Origin of the sequence: Halopiger xanaduensis SH-6, from assembly GCF_000217715.1 — an archaeon.
GTDB classification, from domain to species: Archaea; Halobacteriota; Halobacteria; order Halobacteriales; family Natrialbaceae; genus Halopiger; species Halopiger xanaduensis.
In genome coordinates, this window is sequence record NC_015666.1 from 2,262,239 (window position 1) to 2,277,757 (window position 15,519).

Annotated in this window: 12 protein-coding genes; 1 reads left to right on the forward strand and 11 read right to left on the reverse strand. The window is 66.4% G+C overall.

All coding sequences use genetic code 11. From position 1 onward, the window contains the following. Positions 1 to 56: 56 nt before the first annotated feature. The 9 genes from HALXA_RS11055 to HALXA_RS11095 all read right to left on the reverse strand — a co-directional run bounded on the left by HALXA_RS11055 (position 57) and on the right by HALXA_RS11095 (position 11,847). Positions 57 to 3,287, reverse strand: coding sequence for a DUF7286 family protein (locus HALXA_RS11055; protein ID WP_013880445.1), 3,231 nt, complete (start codon positions 3,285 to 3,287; stop codon positions 57 to 59). Next, positions 3,287 to 4,333, reverse strand: a complete 1,047-nt coding sequence (locus HALXA_RS11060; RefSeq protein ID WP_013880446.1) for a DUF7284 family protein — start codon at positions 4,331 to 4,333, stop codon at positions 3,287 to 3,289. Before HALXA_RS11060 ends, HALXA_RS11055 begins: the two co-directional genes overlap by 1 nt. Continuing rightward, the gene (locus tag HALXA_RS11065; RefSeq protein WP_013880447.1) at positions 4,327 to 4,815 is read right to left on the reverse strand and encodes a DUF7285 family protein; all 489 of its coding nucleotides are present in this window, start codon (positions 4,813 to 4,815) and stop codon (positions 4,327 to 4,329) included. The genes HALXA_RS11060 and HALXA_RS11065 overlap by 7 nt, the downstream gene beginning before the upstream one ends. After that, positions 4,793 to 5,782, reverse strand: a complete 990-nt coding sequence (locus tag HALXA_RS11070; protein WP_245550024.1) for a DUF7283 family protein — start codon at positions 5,780 to 5,782, stop codon at positions 4,793 to 4,795. Before HALXA_RS11070 ends, HALXA_RS11065 begins: the two co-directional genes overlap by 23 nt. Beyond that, positions 5,779 to 7,512 (reverse strand): type II secretion system F family protein, encoded by a 1,734-nt coding sequence (locus HALXA_RS11075; protein WP_013880449.1) that lies wholly within the window; start codon positions 7,510 to 7,512, stop codon positions 5,779 to 5,781. Before HALXA_RS11075 ends, HALXA_RS11070 begins: the two co-directional genes overlap by 4 nt. Positions 7,513 to 7,515: 3 nt before the next feature. Beyond that, entirely contained in the window at positions 7,516 to 9,468 is a 1,953-nt protein-coding gene (locus tag HALXA_RS11080; protein WP_013880450.1) for a type II/IV secretion system ATPase subunit, read from the reverse strand. A gap of 92 nt (positions 9,469 to 9,560) precedes the next feature. Further along, positions 9,561 to 10,028 (reverse strand): DUF7311 family protein, encoded by a 468-nt coding sequence (locus tag HALXA_RS11085; RefSeq protein WP_013880451.1) that lies wholly within the window; start codon positions 10,026 to 10,028, stop codon positions 9,561 to 9,563. Continuing rightward, complete coding sequence (locus HALXA_RS11090) at positions 10,025 to 10,723, reverse strand: DUF7310 family coiled-coil domain-containing protein (RefSeq protein WP_013880452.1); 699 nt, start codon at positions 10,721 to 10,723, stop codon at positions 10,025 to 10,027. The genes HALXA_RS11085 and HALXA_RS11090 overlap by 4 nt, the downstream gene beginning before the upstream one ends. 68 nt (positions 10,724 to 10,791) lie before the next feature. Then, entirely contained in the window at positions 10,792 to 11,847 is a 1,056-nt protein-coding gene (locus HALXA_RS11095) for an ATP-binding protein (RefSeq protein WP_013880453.1), read from the reverse strand. 74 nt (positions 11,848 to 11,921) lie between these two features. Between HALXA_RS11095 and HALXA_RS11100 the strand changes: the two genes are divergently transcribed. Then, positions 11,922 to 12,431 (forward strand): DUF7382 domain-containing protein, encoded by a 510-nt coding sequence (locus HALXA_RS11100; protein ID WP_013880454.1) that lies wholly within the window; start codon positions 11,922 to 11,924, stop codon positions 12,429 to 12,431. A 71-nt stretch (positions 12,432 to 12,502) separates the two neighbouring features. On the opposite strand, the gene HALXA_RS11105 is transcribed toward HALXA_RS11100, so the two are convergent. Both HALXA_RS11105 and HALXA_RS11110 read right to left on the reverse strand, forming a co-directional pair. Further along, positions 12,503 to 13,630: an ABC transporter permease gene (locus HALXA_RS11105; RefSeq protein ID WP_245550026.1), complete on the reverse strand. Its 1,128-nt coding sequence runs from the start codon at positions 13,628 to 13,630 to the stop codon at positions 12,503 to 12,505. After that, complete coding sequence (locus tag HALXA_RS11110; RefSeq protein WP_394324798.1) at positions 13,620 to 15,449, reverse strand: PrsW family intramembrane metalloprotease; 1,830 nt, start codon at positions 15,447 to 15,449, stop codon at positions 13,620 to 13,622. Before HALXA_RS11110 ends, HALXA_RS11105 begins: the two co-directional genes overlap by 11 nt. Between the last annotated feature and the right edge of the window lie 70 nt (positions 15,450 to 15,519).

Consider the following 15,519-nt stretch of genomic DNA (forward strand, 5'->3'; position numbering starts at 1 on the left):
CAGCAGGGATGCTTGCTTAAATCGAAGTACTTGATGAATACGACTCGTAACACTTATCAACCGTATTCCGGGAAGTGACACTTGTTTTCTATCGTCTTCTGGGCTTCATCGGGGTCAAAGTCCGGTCCGATGTGGTTCCAAGTTGGAGAACACGCTGTCTGTCCAATCCGCTTAGGCTGCGTATCGGCTACTGCAGGAACACCACCATTTCGGACGACTGCGCCCGGCATGATGACGATGACTTCGGTGGAACTCTCGAACGTGATTGGCTCATTCCTTCCAAGTTCTATCTCGGTGCCGTCGTGTAATTCGACCTCGATCGGTCGATGCTCGCGGACGTAAGTCAACCGTTCTGTATCGGCGGGACTACCGACCGAGGCGCTGACTTCGAATCGGGCATACTCTCCTTTGACCGTGCTATTCCAAGTGTTCGTCTGGAAGAACCAGAACTGCGGTGGGTAGGGTGTAATCGGAACACCCGGCCACGGTGCTCGGTTGTCACTCTGGATCGTCATCGGAACGTGCTCGGTCTCCGTGTCGAAGTCGGTGATCGTCTTGTTTTCGGGCCGGATCGCCGGATCCTGCTCCCGGCTAATATTCACGTGGGTCATGTACGTCGGCGATCCGGAAATCTCGAACTGGGCGTCGTCGAGTACTGGCGATCCCTCGATCTCACCTGGATCGTACTCGACGTCTGCATTCACGACATCTTGTGCGAATCCGAGGATCTCGTCAGCGCTGTCGGTTCCGCCTTCACTCATCTCGTTGATCTCGTCTTCAAAATCTTCGACTTGCCCCTCGTACTGGTCGCCGATCCGCTCGATGTAGTGGTAGAGTCGATCGAAGTACGCCTTCCGGATCTGTGCCGTCAGATACTCGCCTGTCGTTTCGAACTCTCCGTCGGCTGCACCTTCGGAGAGGCCGGCGTACACGAAGTCGTCTTCGACCGCTTTGATGTGATCGATAGCGCCGGTGATCGGCTCCGCGTCAGAATCCAGAAGCTCGGTTCGTTCGACGGTATACGCGTTGTCCTCCTTTTGAGCCCACTCGGTGAACTCGTCGTGGGTTCGTTCGAGTTCGATGCGCAGATCTTCGATGAGTTCATTCTCGGCGGGTTCGAGCGCCGTCAGGTCGTAATCTTCCTGAAACGAGTCAGACACGACTGCGTCTCGCATCTTCGCCTCGATGTCGCCGCTGTCTTCGACTTCTCCGCTGATTCTTCGCGCGTTGGATTCGAGGTCGGTCTCGATCGTGCCGTACGACCTGACATTCATCGCATCGACGGGAGACTTGCGAAACGCGACGTTGAAGTTCTGGCCGCTTCCGACCTCGACCCGATTTTGGTCCGCGCGCTTGTCCAGTTCGAGCGACTGATAGTCGTACTCGATATCCGGACTCCGATCGAGGACGAACTCCTCGTCGTCGTAGTGCATCCCCTCCTCGTAGAAGTCGTAGGTCGATTCGATTTCGACCTCTGTTTCGACCGTCATGTCTCCAGTAGGCGAGCGGGAAACCACTACTTCTTCGCCGTACTCGCTCGCGTTCTCGGAGTCGTCGTGGACCCAGCGTTCGTCCGCCTCGAGGTCGACGTCAGCGGTCACGTCGATCTCGTGGATCGTCTCACTTCCCGAATCAGGCAACGCATCGTGGTTCGCGTCCACCTCGTGAACGTTCGTGATCATCACGTCGAATTCCTCGAGCGAGTAGTTCCCTCCGGGTCTGTCCGGCTGTGGGAGATTCCCCCGTGATCTATCAGTTACGGACCTGTCGAGGCCGATATCGTAGAGCTCTTTCGTCATACTCCCGATGGTCCGATCCTCGTTGGTGTCGATGTCTGGCGGATCGGCCTCTTCCTCGATCGAATCTTCGACCTCGTCCTGATATTGTTCGTCGGCTTCGTCGACGATCTCGTCGGTCTGCTCGACGAGGTGTTCGGCCTGATCGACGTACGTCTCCGCTTCGTCGACGTGGGCGTTCGCCGCGTAGTACGTGTACGAGACCTCGGCGGACTCGACGAACGGAATCCGCTCTTCCTCGTTCATCACCTCCATCTCCTCGAGTTCGCTTCGTAGCAACTCCGAGGGCTCCGGCACGTCGGGCAGCTCGCCGGTGGCCGAATCGCCGAATAACCAGTTCTGGACCGCACCGTCGCCGCAAAGTTGTTCCTCGATGTCGATTTCCTCGGTGCCTCCATCACTACCGTTGGTTTCGATTTTCCCGTCTCCGAGTTGCTCTGCCGCTTTATCGAAACCATCCGCACCATCACCGTTACCGCCGTCGTTGTTCGTGTCGGGCTTCTTTTTCTTTCCACCTCCCGTTCTCCCCATAGAGTCCAGCATCTGATACGACATGCAGACGTATTTCGGTCGCATGGTCCGATCGGCGTACGGGTCCGTCGTCCCGAAAACGTCGTGCTGGACGTCGAAGATCGCGTCGTTCATCAGGACTTCCGTGTGTTCCGGCTCGAGCACGCGCCAAAAGTCGTGATCGTCAGGCCTCGCTGTTCGGTCAAACCGATCCCAGCCAGCTTTGAAGTACGCGAGGAGATACAGCCGGGCGGCGGAGTGCTGGCCGAGGCCGGAGAGTTCGCTATTGAGATCCGCATCGAAGAAGTCCGCGTCGAGCTGGGATTCGTACTCGGTCGTCCGTTCGTCCAGTTGTTTCACCGGTGCGCCGACCGTCACCGTGATCGGTCGGGTTTCCGTCGCCGTGGCGGTGCTGTGAATCTCGACGTCTTCGATCGTCACCTCGAGCAGCCCGGCCTCGAGTTCCGTGTCGGCGTAGTCGCCGATCACCAGGTCGACCCTGTCGATCGCCTCGTCGGGCGTAATCGCATCGTCGCTGGCGCCGTCTTCGGTTACCTTCGGGATGGAGACCGTCGTTTTGGTGTCGGTGCTGACAGTTTGTCCGGCAGCGGGCAGGCGTTCGTACGCCTCGAGGTAAATGAGCAATTTGAGGTAGTTCTCGAAGTTCTCGTCGCGATCGTTCGCCGTCGCATCGATGGCATCGATACCCGTGTCGTTATGGACGGTTATGAGCGGTGCACTCACCGCGCTGTGACTCGCGTCGATCGACGCGGACCGGAGTTCCGACTGGGCCGCGGTGACGCTCCGGTCCATACCCAGTTCGGCTTCTTGATCGACGACCGGCGCTGATCGCTGCTCGAGGACCGCAATCGCCCCGAGACTCGTAACGAGCAACAGGACGGCGATCATCGCGAACGGGATGCGGGCGCGGTCGTCGTCGGCGATCGATACGGTTCGGGATCGTCTCTCGTGGGTCGACATTATTCGGTTGTCTGGACCGTCAGGTCCGCAGTTTCGATCGAAATGTACTCCTCGAGGAGCGGTTCCGCTTCGGCGACGAACTCGTCCTCGCGCGGTGCGGGACGCAGCTCGTCGTACGTCCGTTCTAGGTCGTCGGAAATTTCGTGGTCGTGCATGTCCTCGGCGACCGTCTCCGCGAGCGCGTCGGCGAGCAGTTCGTTCGCACGCTCGGCGTTCGGATTCGAGCCAACGATTTCCTCGTTCACGTCGTCCCGTAACTCCGCTCCGTCCAGCGCCAACGCGAGCTTCCGGTAGTCGTAGGTCGTCACCGCGTTCTCGGTGCGCGTCGACTCCAGGGCGTACTGGGTTTCGGCGACGGGGAACATCGCCTCGATGATCGTCGACGCGAGCGCGTTCGCGGCGGCCTCGAGTCCGTCGCCGCTCGTGCGCTGTCCCTCGTGGTAGGCGGCTGCAATCTCCTCGTAGTCGGCCCCGGCCATCGTCGTCGAAACCGTCCCGCTCGCGCTCGAGACGGCCACCGACTGCGCCGGTCGGTCGCCGCTGGTCGCGGTCCCGCCGAACGAACTGTCCTCGTAGGGTTCCCACGTCGCGACGACGTAGATCGAATCGTCGGCGCCGACGAGCTGTCTCTGAATCGCTGCGTCGACGGACGCTTCGACCTCGTGGCCGTACGCGAACGGCCGCGTACCGTCGTAGTCGACGTTCACGATCGCCGCCTCGACCAGGAGGCCGCTCGCCGGGCCGTATCTCGTGACGCGGTACGCGTCGGGTGCCTCGTCGGGCTCGTACCCGTCCGGAACGTCGAACTGATCCGTCTCGTCCACCGCTGCGACGCCGGACTCGTTTTCGGCCCGGAGGTCGTAGGTGATCGTCACGGTCGACCCGGTGACCGTCTGGTACGAACGATCCCCGCGGTCCCGATCGACCGAGCTATCGTCGCGCGAGAGGTGGACGCCGATGAGCAATACGCTTGCGCTGATAAGCAACAGCGCCAGCGAGACGTCCATCACGGTCGAAATCGCCCGGTCGGGATCCGGCCTCACCATACTGCCACCCGGAGCGTTCCGGATCGAACGTCAGCCTCGTTCTCGACGGTGACCGGAACCGACCGCGTTGCAACGGAGGCGTCGTCGGGGATGCCGTCTTCCGCCACGTACTGCTCGACTGCGGACGGGGACGTGTCGTGGTTCGGATACCCCGACGGAAACGCTGCGTCGACGGTCAGCCGATTCGCATCCTCGTCGATCGCCGTGATACGCACGTACACCGTCGCACCGGCTGGGAGCGGCTCGGTATCGTCGATACGATCCCTGAGCGTGGGATCGTCGTGCGCGTAAAACACGCCGTTGTCCTCGAGGTCGTCCCAGACGCGGTCGATCGTCCGGTCGGCCGTCGCGTGTCGGCTGGTTCCCGGAAGCACGCTCTGGTACGCAACCGCGTAGATTCCGATCCCGACGACCAGGATTCCGACCGCGACGATCGCCGCGAACGGTTCCGTCTGAGCCCTAGACTGCGACCAGCGTGACATCGTAGTTCCCTCCGTCGTCGAGCCCGATTGCCGGATGATCGCGGTCGAAATCGGCTTCACGTTCGATTTCGTTGTCCCGCTCGTGTACGTCGTCGATTCCGAGACTGCTACTCGTCAGTGTGCGTTCTGGTAATTCGTCGTCACCTGCGAATTCGGCGCTGTACTCGACGGGCTCCGCAGCGGGTTGGTGAAGGTTCGACGATCTGATTTCGATCGAAATCGTCCCCGAGCCATCGCGAAACGTCTCATCGCGGCTCTCCTCGAACGAACCGCTGCCGGCGTAGTCCCCTTCGACGGAGAAGCGAATCGCTCTCCCTTCGACCCCGTCGTATCGGAGTTCTACCTCCCGAATATTTTCTCTGATCCGATCCTCTCCCGGTAGGGTATCGGTTTCCGTTACTTCCACTGTGGTCGCTTCGGTGAGCGGCTCGAGGTCGTCGATCCCGGAGTCGACCGTGACTTTGCGGGCGTGAAGCGTGCCCTCGGCGACGAGTTCGTCGCCGGTGTTCTCGTCGTAGGCCGTTTCGACTTCGTCCTGGAACACCGCGAGCGCGTGGGTATCACCGTCTCGAAGTTCCGCCTCGTATTCGTCTTCGAACGACGCGCCGTCGGTGAGGTTCTCGAGTCGCTCGTGGCCGTTGACCGGCACGACGACGCCGTACGAGAAACTCGCGTGAGCGGTCCCGTGCTCGTTTTCCATGGTGATCGTCCGGCGGTCGACCGTCACGCGGTCGGCGTCGTGCTCGTAGGTCGCACTGGCGGCGTACTCGCTGCCCGTGGCCCCCTCGATCGCGTTCGCCGCCGCCGGCGCGTCCGGCGGCGGTCCCGTTGCGACACCCAGCGCGAGTCCCGCGAGCGCGACGCTGACGATCGAGACCGCGACGTAGGTGTACCACGCGTCGGCGGGCGTCTCCAGATCCATGCCGTCGTTGGCCGCGGTACGGTATATAAAATCCAGTACGCTCACAGCGGCGCGACCAGAACGACGTCGATCAACGCGACGGTCAGCACGAACAGCACCATCGAGGAGACCAGCGTCCGACCGACGTGGTAGCCGAACAGCGTCCGATCCATCCCGAACCGGAGCGCGTACGACAGCGGCGTCAGAATGGCGGCCAACAGGAGCAGGTAGACGGCCACGACGACGCCGAGTTGGTCCGTCGCCAGCGTCGTCGCGTCGCCCATTCCCGCAGCGGCGGCGTCGAAGTTCTCGGCCGAAAGCATCCCCGCCATTCCGACGGTCGCCCCGCCGACCATCGGGCCGAAGTACGCCGCCGTGTTGTCGAGCGTGCTCGTCACGCGCACGAGTTCGCGTTTCGTCTCCGCCTCGACGTCCTCGAGTTCCTCGAGGTGGTCGGCCATCGCGACGATCGCGCGGCCGGCCGGCTTCCCCTCGTCGCCGGCGATCGCGAGCAGCGCCGCCATGCTCCGGGCTCGCTGACTGGGTACGTCGCGGAGCGCGCCGTAGTCGCCGAGGAAGGCCTCCTCGACGCTCGTGTGCAGGCGCCGCTGGACGCCGGCCGCGTGCGCGAGCATCTCTCCGGTCTCGTCGGCGACGCGGTCGGCGGCGAGTTCGATGGCGGCCTCGACCGACTCTCCCTCGGCGACCTGTCGGCCGATGATATAGAGGGCGTCGGTCAGGTTTTCTTCGACGTTGCGCACGCGGTTTCGAAGCTCGAGGATCGGGCTGTAGACCGCCAACAGGGCGACGCCGAGGCCGATCCCGAACGCAGCGATTTCGGCGAGGTACGCGGGTCCGACCGCGTCGACGGTGACGTAGGTCGCACCGGCGGCGAGCAGTCCCCAGCCCGCGCGGAGCCAGAGCCGATCCGGCAGGTCGGGATGCGTCCGATCGATCTCCGGCGGCGGAAAGGCGACGGGGCGGCGCACGAGCAGCCAGATCGCGGCGCCGACCAGACACAGCGGCAGCACGACATCGTAGAGGAGCACGAACATCCAGATGTTGAGCGAGACGCCCGCCATCGGCGCCGCGGGGACGAGCGCGATCAGCGCCAGCGGGAGCAGGATGCCGAAGGCGAACAGCATCGTCGTCGGCGCCCTGATCGCAGCCGTGAACTCGGCCATCTGACTCCGCGTCCCGTCGAGGATGGCCGACAGCGCCCGCTCGAGCGTGCGCCCGCGCTCCCCCTCCGGAGCGTCCTGTGCGGTCGCCAGCAGCGTCGACGAGCGCCGCAGCGCCGGGAAGTGCGGCGCCCACTCCTCGGCGAAGGACAGCAGGCCGGCCCGCGGCGTCCCCTTCGAGCGGGTGACGTGGGCGGCGAGGCTCCGGGCTAACGGTCCCTCGCCCGTCCGCGCGGCGAACCGGACCGCGTTCTCGAGCGAGGGGTGGATTTGCATGCGCAGGACCGCGCGTCCGACGAGCGTCGGCGTATCGCCGAGCGCCTCCGTTCGCCGAAACGCGGCCGCCAGGTGCGGCCACGAGTGAACGGCGTGGATCGACGCGAGCGACGCCGTCAGCACGAAGAAGCCGACGAACGAAAACGGGACGCCGTAGAGCAACAGCGGCAACGGGACGAACGCGGCGAGCAATCCTGCGCCGTAGCCCGCTCTGACGACCGTCTCGGCGTCGTACGGCGGTTCGACGAATCGGACGGAGTCGCGGAGGTCGTCGCTGGCCGAGACCGGGTACGGGTACAGCCGGGCGAGGCCGCGAACGAGAGTCGATTCCACCGCCATCGTTTATCCTCTGTCGGCGTACGCCGCGGCGACGTCGTCCGGTGACACCCGCCCGTCCTCGGCGAGGGCCCGCATCGCGTCGGTTCGGTCGGCGATCGTCTCCCTGACGTCGGCGTACGCTTCGGTCGGGCCGGCGATCGCGTTGACGAACCGGCTCTCGCCCCGGTCGATACGGCCGGTCGGCGCCGCTTCGGAGCCCTCGAGTTCGTACAGCGGTTCGAACCGGACGTCCTCGCCGTCGCCGAGTACCTCCTCGACGCGAGCGACCCGGCGGCTGCGTCCCTCGCCGGTTCGGTACGACTGGACCGTGACGACGAGGTCGGTCGCGGCGAACGACGACGGCTCGACCCCCAGATCGGAGACGACGCGCTCGTACACCGCCGACGCCCCGTCGCCGTGGATGGTCCCCAGCACCGCGTTGGCGTTCGCACCGACGCGCATCGCCTCGTAGAGGACCGCGGCTTCCTCGCCGCGGATCTCGCCGACGACCAGCGCGCCGTCCCCCAGTCGGAGGGCCGTCCGGAGCGCGTCCGCCGGCGAGATTTCGGGACCGTCGCCGGTACCGGTTCGAAGCGCCTGCACGTCGCGCCCGACCGACTGGAGCGCGGCGACCGGCAACTCGGGCGTGTCCTCGATGAGCACCGTCCGCGTGTCCGGCGTCACCTCGTAGAGCAGGGTTCCCAGCAGCGTCGTCTTCCCCGCGCCGCGGGTGCCGGCGATCAGCGCCGCGGCGTTGCGCTCGATCGCGACCGAGAGAAAGCCCGCGACGGCCGGCGGCACCGTCCCGTTGGCGACCAGCGCGGGCAGCGTGAACCGGTCGTCGGACCGCTCGCGGAACGCGAAGCCGGTTCCGTCCGCGACCGGATCGGTAACGCCCGCGATGCGAAGCCCGCGACCGTTCGCCAGCGACGCCGTCGCGTCGATCGTCGGCTTCGCCCGCGAGAACGCTCGGCCGCTGGTTCGCCGGATGCGAGAGGCCAGCGCCTCCGCACCGATCTCGGTGAGGTGGACGTTGGTCTCCATCGCGACCCCGTCGCACTCGACTCGGAGCGGATTCGCCGTTACCGGCGACGTGGCGTAGACGTCGGTGACCGCCGGATCGGCGAACAGATCCTCGAGCACGCCGTAGCCGTCCGTGTGCTTCTCGAGGATCGCCGTCAGCGTCGGATCGACGGGCTCGTCCGCCTCGGAGACGAGTTCGACGGCGCGAGAGGGCGCGCGGTCGCCGTCGACCCACCCCTCGGCGATCGCCTCGTAGCCGTCGACGAGCAGTTCGCGTTCGGCCGGCGACAGCGAAAGGTCGACGACCTCGAGCGCGTACAGCGGCAGTCGATCCGCGCGTTCGTAAACCCGCGCCGTGCTTCCGGTCGCGAGCTCCCTGACGTCGGTGAGTCGAGCCCGGCCCGTGTCGTCGATCGCCCGCTCGACGAAGTAGTAGGCGATTTCCAGGCCCGTTCGCGGCGAGAATACGTCCGCGTACTCGCCGACACCCGAGACGGCGTCGAGCAACCCGGACTCGCGGGCGACGTCGCCGATCGCGTCGACCCGCGTCTCGAGGGTCGCCGCTTCCCCGAGCGGATCGCGCGCGACATCGCGCGCCAGCCCGTCGTCGCGCGAGCCGAACAGTTCGACGAACCGGCCGGCGGCGCCGAGTAGCGCCGCCGCTTCGGCGTCGTACCGGTACTGCAGTCCGTTCGAGCGAACGACGATCGCGTCAGCATCGCGCTCGGCCAGTGCGGTGACGACCGACCGGCGGCACGACGGCGCCTCGGCGAGCATGCCGTCGCAGTTCGACGCGTCGACGACGAGCGTTCGGTCCTCGAACTCGAGCGTACAGTCGCAGTCGCCGCGATCCGTCTCCCGGTCGTCGAAGAGGGACTCGAGGCCGATTCCGGCGAGCAGCGTCGGCACGACGCCCGATCGCTCGCCGTCGGCCGCGGCCTCGTTCGATGGCATAGGCTAGCTGGCTCGCGTTCCGGTTTAAACTCGGACATCGCGAGGGGGTGGTTCCGTCGCGCTCGACGACTCGAGCCGGGCAGCGTACCTCGTCAGGAGTCCGGAAACGTCGCGACGACGACCGGTCGGCCGTCGGCGTCCGGGCGGAGCGCGAGTCGGACGGCCTTCGTGCCGCTCCAGCCGATTTCGGTCGTCCGATCGGCCGTCGGCTCGCAGTAGACGAGACGGCTCTCGAGGATCATCCGCCCGCGCGTGCCGTCGGTCAGCACGTACCGCGCGACGCTGGCGTCGTCGGCGACCGGTTCGATCTCGAGGCGGTCGACGCCCGCTCGAGTCAGCGAACGCGTCGGGACCGAAAACTCGACCACCCGCCGCGGGTTCGGATGGCCGGCGGGGGAAACTTCTTCGCTCGCCTCGAGGTCGACCGCCGCCGCTTCGACGGCCGCGAGTTCGCTGCGGAGTTCGCGTTCGGTCGCCTCGCCGGCCGCGTCGTCGATCGCGAGCCCGGCCAGTCCGAAGATTGCGAGCGTCAGGAGGACCGCGACCACGTACCGGATCATGGAAACCGAGCGCGAAGCGACCCGAACAGTCCCGATTCGGCGTCGTCGCCGTCGGTCTCGTCGTCGGGCTGCGCTGGCCGGTCGCCTCTCGAGGGGGCGTCCTCGCGTGGCCGTGGTTCGTCGGATCCTGCGACGATGTCGGCCACCGTTTCCTCCGGCGTCTGTGCCGTCTCGGCACCGGTTCCGTCGTCACCGGCACCTGTCGCGAACTCGAGCGACGCGCTCTCGGACGGGTCGTCCGCTGCGTCCGTCCCGTCTATCGACTCGTCGTCGAACTCGAACGCAGACCCGGCCCCGCCCTCGCCAGCACCGTCGTCCGAATCGGAACCGGACCGAGTCCCTTCCGTCTCCCTTTCGGTCGGTTCTCGAAGAACGCCGCCCCGGACATCGTCGAGTTCGACCTCGAGCCGGTCGACTCGGCGCTCGAGTCGATCGACCGTTGCAACCGCTGACGCGGCCTGTCGCTCGACGTCGTCGTTGATCGATTCGACGTTGCCGACGTACCCCTCGAGCGACCGGACCGCCGCTTCGAGGTCGGCGAGCCGTCGCTCGTGTTCGTCGACGCGCGTCTCGAGGTCGGCGACGGTCTCGGCGAGCGCCGCCACTTCCGCGAGTTCGTCCAGCGCCGCGTCGCCGTCGACGACGACGCGCTCGACGGCCGACAACCGCTGCTCGAGTCGATCGAGGTCGGTCATGGCGGAGGTTGCCGCGCGATCGGGTTTAAACTCGGACCCGGAGGTAACGCGATTCGACTCGAGACCGATTACAGCTGATCGGCGACCTCGCGTGCGCTCGGACTGCCGCCGCCGTGAGGCGTGTCCCGCCGGCGAATCCGGGCGGCGTGGATCGTCTCCGTCGCGTCGTCGATCACGACGACGCTCCCCGGGTCGGTCGGGAGCCGGTCGGCGAGCGACTCGTGGACGTACGTCGGCTGGGCGGCCTCGAGCGCCGCCAGATCGGCCTCGGCCGTCAGCCGGTGGGCGACCAGCACGTCGGACTGGGAAACGGCCGTCTCCGAGAGCGAACTCGGCTGCTGGGTCGCGAGGACGAGGCTGACGCCTGGAGCGCGCCCGCGCGTGAGTATCCTATGTAGTGCGTCCGCCGCGACGCCGGCGAAGAACGCGTGGGCCTCGTCGAGCAGGAGCCACGGCAGCCGATCGATCGTCCCCGTAACCCGTGCGCGGTACAGCGCCTCCGCGACGGCGCGACACACCGCGTTCATCGGGGCGGCCTCGAGTCCGGAGACGTCCACGACGGTGACCGCCGAGCCGGCGAGTTCGGCCGCATCGAGCCCGTCCGGGTCGAACGCGCCCCACGACTCCGCAAGCGCGATGTGGTTGGTCGCGGCCCGCTTGTCGGCCCCCGGCGCGTCCGTCGCCGCGACGTGATCGCGCATCTCCTCGAGCGTCGCCGATTCCTGGGCGGCCCGCCAGACGAGACTCCCCGCGCCGCTCTCGGGGGAGAGGCCGAGCAGCGCACACCACGACCGGGGATCGAGCGCGTCGACCGCGACGGTCGGTTCGGTGACAACCTCGACCGGAACCGGCTCACCGGTCGACCCGTCGGCGAGCGTCTCGAAGACGCCCATCGGGTCGACGATCACCGGCGCGACGCCGGACGCGCGTGCGAGCTCTTCGGCGACGACGCCGAGGGTGTAGGACTTCCCGTAGCCGCGCTTGCCCACGACCAACATCGCGTGCGGGCCGTCGAGATCCACGTACAGGTCGGCCCCGTCGCTGCCGTCGAGCGCGCGGTACGTACCGACTCGCCCCGCCTGTACCGTCTCGGCGTCGCTCCCCCGTCCGATGACGAAACTCATGGCGACGGTTCCCGCGGCTTCCCACTTGAACCCGCGGCCCGGGGTTTACGTACGAAGGGGCGACCAACGGCGGTATGGCTTCAGGACGAGAGTCACCGTCACCGACCGTATCGATATCCGTCGGCCCGAGGCGCTCGTTCGCCGACGACGATCGGGCGATCGAGGGGTTGCCGATCAGACTCGTGATCGCGCTCATCGTCGGCGTCGTCTCGCTCGGGATCATGCTCCAGATTCTCGGCGGCATCGACGGCTTCCAAACGGACACCGAAGTCGACGTCCAGTTCGACGACGCGACGATCGCGGAGGACGACGACGACGTGAGCATCTACGTCGTCGACGAGGACGGCAACGAGGTGACCGACGCCGTCGTCGTCGCGCAGGCCGGCACGGCGCGGATGGACGGAGCGTTATCTAAAGAGACGGGCGACGATAACGAGGTCGAATTCGACTTCGACAGCGACGGCGAGCTGTCGCTCGCCCCGGACCAGTCGACGGGCACGATCGAGTTCACGGTCCAACCGCCGGCCGACTCCGACTGGGAGGACGACGAGCCGAACAACGAACTGCTGGTGGTCGACGACTGAGCGGCGTGGGCCGTTCTCGAGTCGAGTCGAATCCGGTCAGTCGGCCAGTTGCGGACGCCCCGTTCGCCCGCTTACAGCGAGTCCGTATCGAGCCCGCCGACGATGCGCCGGAGCGCGACGACGGCGGCGATACCCGCGAGACAGTAGCCCGCGAGGAGCGCCCAACTCGTTCCCGTCGAACTGCCCATCGCGAACTTCGCGACGGTGTTGGCGGGATGTTCGGGCAACAGACTCGCAACTACGAGGGCGCCGACGATACTGATCGAGTAGCACAACTGCGCCTGCCGCCGATCCGGTGCGACCAGTGCGACGATCGCACCGACGCCGACGACGAGCAGCGACAGCGCGGCAACCAGCGTAACCAGCGCCGTCGGAGTCGCGATCGACGTTCCGTTGACCGCGAGCAGAACCATCCAGGCGACGGCCTGCAACGGTGCCAGCGCCGCCGTCGCCGCGACTTTCGCGTCGACGATCTCGGTCAGCGAGAGCGGGGCGACCCGAAGCAGCGTGAGCGTCCCCCGATCGCGCTCCTCGATCAGCGAGTCGACGACGATCGAGCCGCTGATGAACACCGGCAGGAAGCAAAGCAGCGGCAGCAAGACGGTGTAGGTGAAGCCGACGTAGGGACTCGCCTGGATCGCTGACGGGACGAAAAGGGGCGTCTCAGCTAGCCGCCCCGCGTCAGCGTTCGCCAGCCGCTCGGTGCGCTCGAGATCCTTCAAGGCGTCGCGCAACTGGACGACCAGCAGCGTCGTCTCGAGCCCCTCTTCGGGCGCGGTGACGTGGACGAACAGTTGGCCCTCGTCCGTCCGCGAGGTCCGCAAAACGGCGGCGACGTCGCCGCGGTCGAACGCCTGCTGTGCGCTCGCGGCGTCGTACTGGCGGGCGGAGAGGCCCTCCTGCCGGATCGCGACCTCGACGAGGTCGTCGGCGCCGTCGCCGGTCACCGCGACTTCGGTCTGGTAGCCGTCGACCGCGCCGGGATCGTACAGCGAGACGAGGCCGACGACGAGGAACGACGAGAACGCCGCGATAAACAACTGGATCGCGATCGCGAGCATGATCGTCTTCTCGGACCGTAGCGAACCGAGTTCTCGGCGGACGAGCGCCAGGCGAGCGCGCCAAGATGTGCCGTCGCCGTCCAATTGGTTCAGCTCGTCCTCGAGCGTCGGCGGGTTCGGCCCCTGCTCACGCGACAAGGGCGATCACCCCCGCGTTGTAGGCCGCGTGGACGAGCGTCGCGGCGACGAATCCGAGCGCGTAGCCGACCGAACCGCGACTCGCCCCGATCGCCGAAACGATCGCCGTCGCGGCGTGGAGCGCGAGCGGCGCGAGGAAGATCGCACCCGCGAGCAGCGGCCCGCTCGTGCTCGCGAGGTCGGGACCGAAGGCCGCGGTGCCGACCGTCAGTTCGGGGAGCCCGACGAACTGGACGATGTGGGTGATCTTTTCGCCGACGAAGAAGCCGAGCCCCGACAGCGAGCCGACCGCGACCGCGACGCGAAGCGACGCCTCGAACCTCGAGCGGGCGAAGCCGGCGTAGACGTGGACGCTCTTCGCGAGTTCCTCGATCGCCGCCGCGAGCACGAGGACGATCGGGAGCGCGACCGCCTCGGGAACCGCGAACAGCAGGGCGACGATGAGCAACTGCCCCGCGAAGATGAAGGGAATAAAGAGGATCGAGAGGACGAACGGGCTCAAGCGGGCGTCCCACCGCGAGAGCGCGTCGATCTGGCTCGCGATCGCGTCGAGCACCTTCGCCGGGATCGGCTTCTGGGCGAACATGTCCTCCTCGCGGTAGATACCGACGCCGAGCAGGAAGCAGACGACCGCGCTGAGGTAGAACGGCAGCGTCGAGAACAGGTACTCGCCGGCCGCGACCGACTCGCCCTGCAGGGCCGTCACGATGAGCGTCAGCGGCGAGATCAGCGCGATCGGCGTTACGTCGGTGAAGATCGCCGGGATGAAGGCGTAGGTCGTCAGCCCGACGCTGATCGCGACAGTGACGAACGTGAGTTCCTTGAACGAGCGGGCGAGCATCGCGCCGACGAACGTCGACGCGAGGAACAGCAGTGCGATCGGCAGTGCCGCGGCGACGGCGAGCAACCCGCCATCGATCGCGTACGCGATTCCAGCCGCGATAGCGACCAGCGCGAGCAGGTACGGCAACGTCTTGCCCGCGACGATCTCGTAGCGCGAGGCCGGCGACACCAACAGCAATTCGCCGCGGCGCTTGATCCGTTCGTCCATGATCGTGCTCCCGTAGGCCTGGATGACGAAGTTCATCGGCACGACGAACAGGAACGCGAGCACGAGCGACCGGAACGGGAACGGCGGCGAGAGCGAGCCGGGTGCGCCGACCGTCGTCTCGGCAGCTCCCGTCGATCCGCCGACGTTCGGGACCTGTAGTTCGTCATCGCCGCTCGAGGCGTCACCTTCGTCGTTCGTATCGGAACGGGCTCCATCGCTTGTCGGTCCGTCATCGGATATCGTCCCGTCGCCGGTATCATCGTCCGCAGAACCAGCGCTGCCGGAGTCGTCCAGTGTGGCGAGGTCGCGTTCTCGGTAGTCGAGTTCGACGAGGACCGGATACGCGGCTGCCTCGTCGGCTTCCTGAGTCATCAGCGCCTCGTTATAGCCGTCGATCGCGTCGCGAAACGCGTCGTAGGCGGGTTCGCCGTTGTCGCCGACGTCCCATATTCTGTCGCCGGAGACGACGAGATCGACAGATTCGCCTATTCTATCTCGGTCACCGCCCTCGAGCGGCACCGGCCGGAACTGGGCGCTCTCGACGGCGACGTCGTGGTACGGATTGGACTCGTCGACGGCGACCACGTAGATCTCGTCCTCGAGGCCCAGCCCCTCGTCGGCGACGCCGAATCCGACGACGCCGACGACGAGGACCATCGCGGCGAGGACCAGCACGGTCTTCCGGTCGATGGTGCCGGTACTGCTCGAGACTTCCCACCGGGCGATTCGGGCGGTTCTCGAGAGCGATTCGCGGAAGCGAGTCGCCACGCCGGCTGACGCCTGGATATCGGCGCCGCGATCAGTCCCGTCGCGCGACGGCTCGAGCCCAGTCACGTCC

Bases quoted from the DNA above. Each gene is read 5' to 3' on its own strand.
- HALXA_RS11055 (WP_013880445.1), bottom strand. From the start codon at position 3,287: ATGTCGACCCACGAGAGACGATCCCGAACCGTATCGATCGCCGACGAC.
- HALXA_RS11060 (WP_013880446.1), bottom strand. From the start codon at position 4,333: ATGGTGAGGCCGGATCCCGACCGGGCGATTTCGACCGTGATGGACGTC.
- HALXA_RS11065 (WP_013880447.1), bottom strand. From the start codon at position 4,815: ATGTCACGCTGGTCGCAGTCTAGGGCTCAGACGGAACCGTTCGCGGCG.
- HALXA_RS11075 (WP_013880449.1), bottom strand. From the start codon at position 7,512: ATGGCGGTGGAATCGACTCTCGTTCGCGGCCTCGCCCGGCTGTACCCG.
- HALXA_RS11080 (WP_013880450.1), bottom strand. From the start codon at position 9,468: ATGCCATCGAACGAGGCCGCGGCCGACGGCGAGCGATCGGGCGTCGTG.
- HALXA_RS11085 (WP_013880451.1), bottom strand. From the start codon at position 10,028: ATGATCCGGTACGTGGTCGCGGTCCTCCTGACGCTCGCAATCTTCGGA.
- HALXA_RS11090 (WP_013880452.1), bottom strand. From the start codon at position 10,723: ATGACCGACCTCGATCGACTCGAGCAGCGGTTGTCGGCCGTCGAGCGC.
- HALXA_RS11095 (WP_013880453.1), bottom strand. From the start codon at position 11,847: ATGAGTTTCGTCATCGGACGGGGGAGCGACGCCGAGACGGTACAGGCG.
- HALXA_RS11100 (WP_013880454.1), top strand. From the start codon at position 11,922: ATGGCTTCAGGACGAGAGTCACCGTCACCGACCGTATCGATATCCGTC.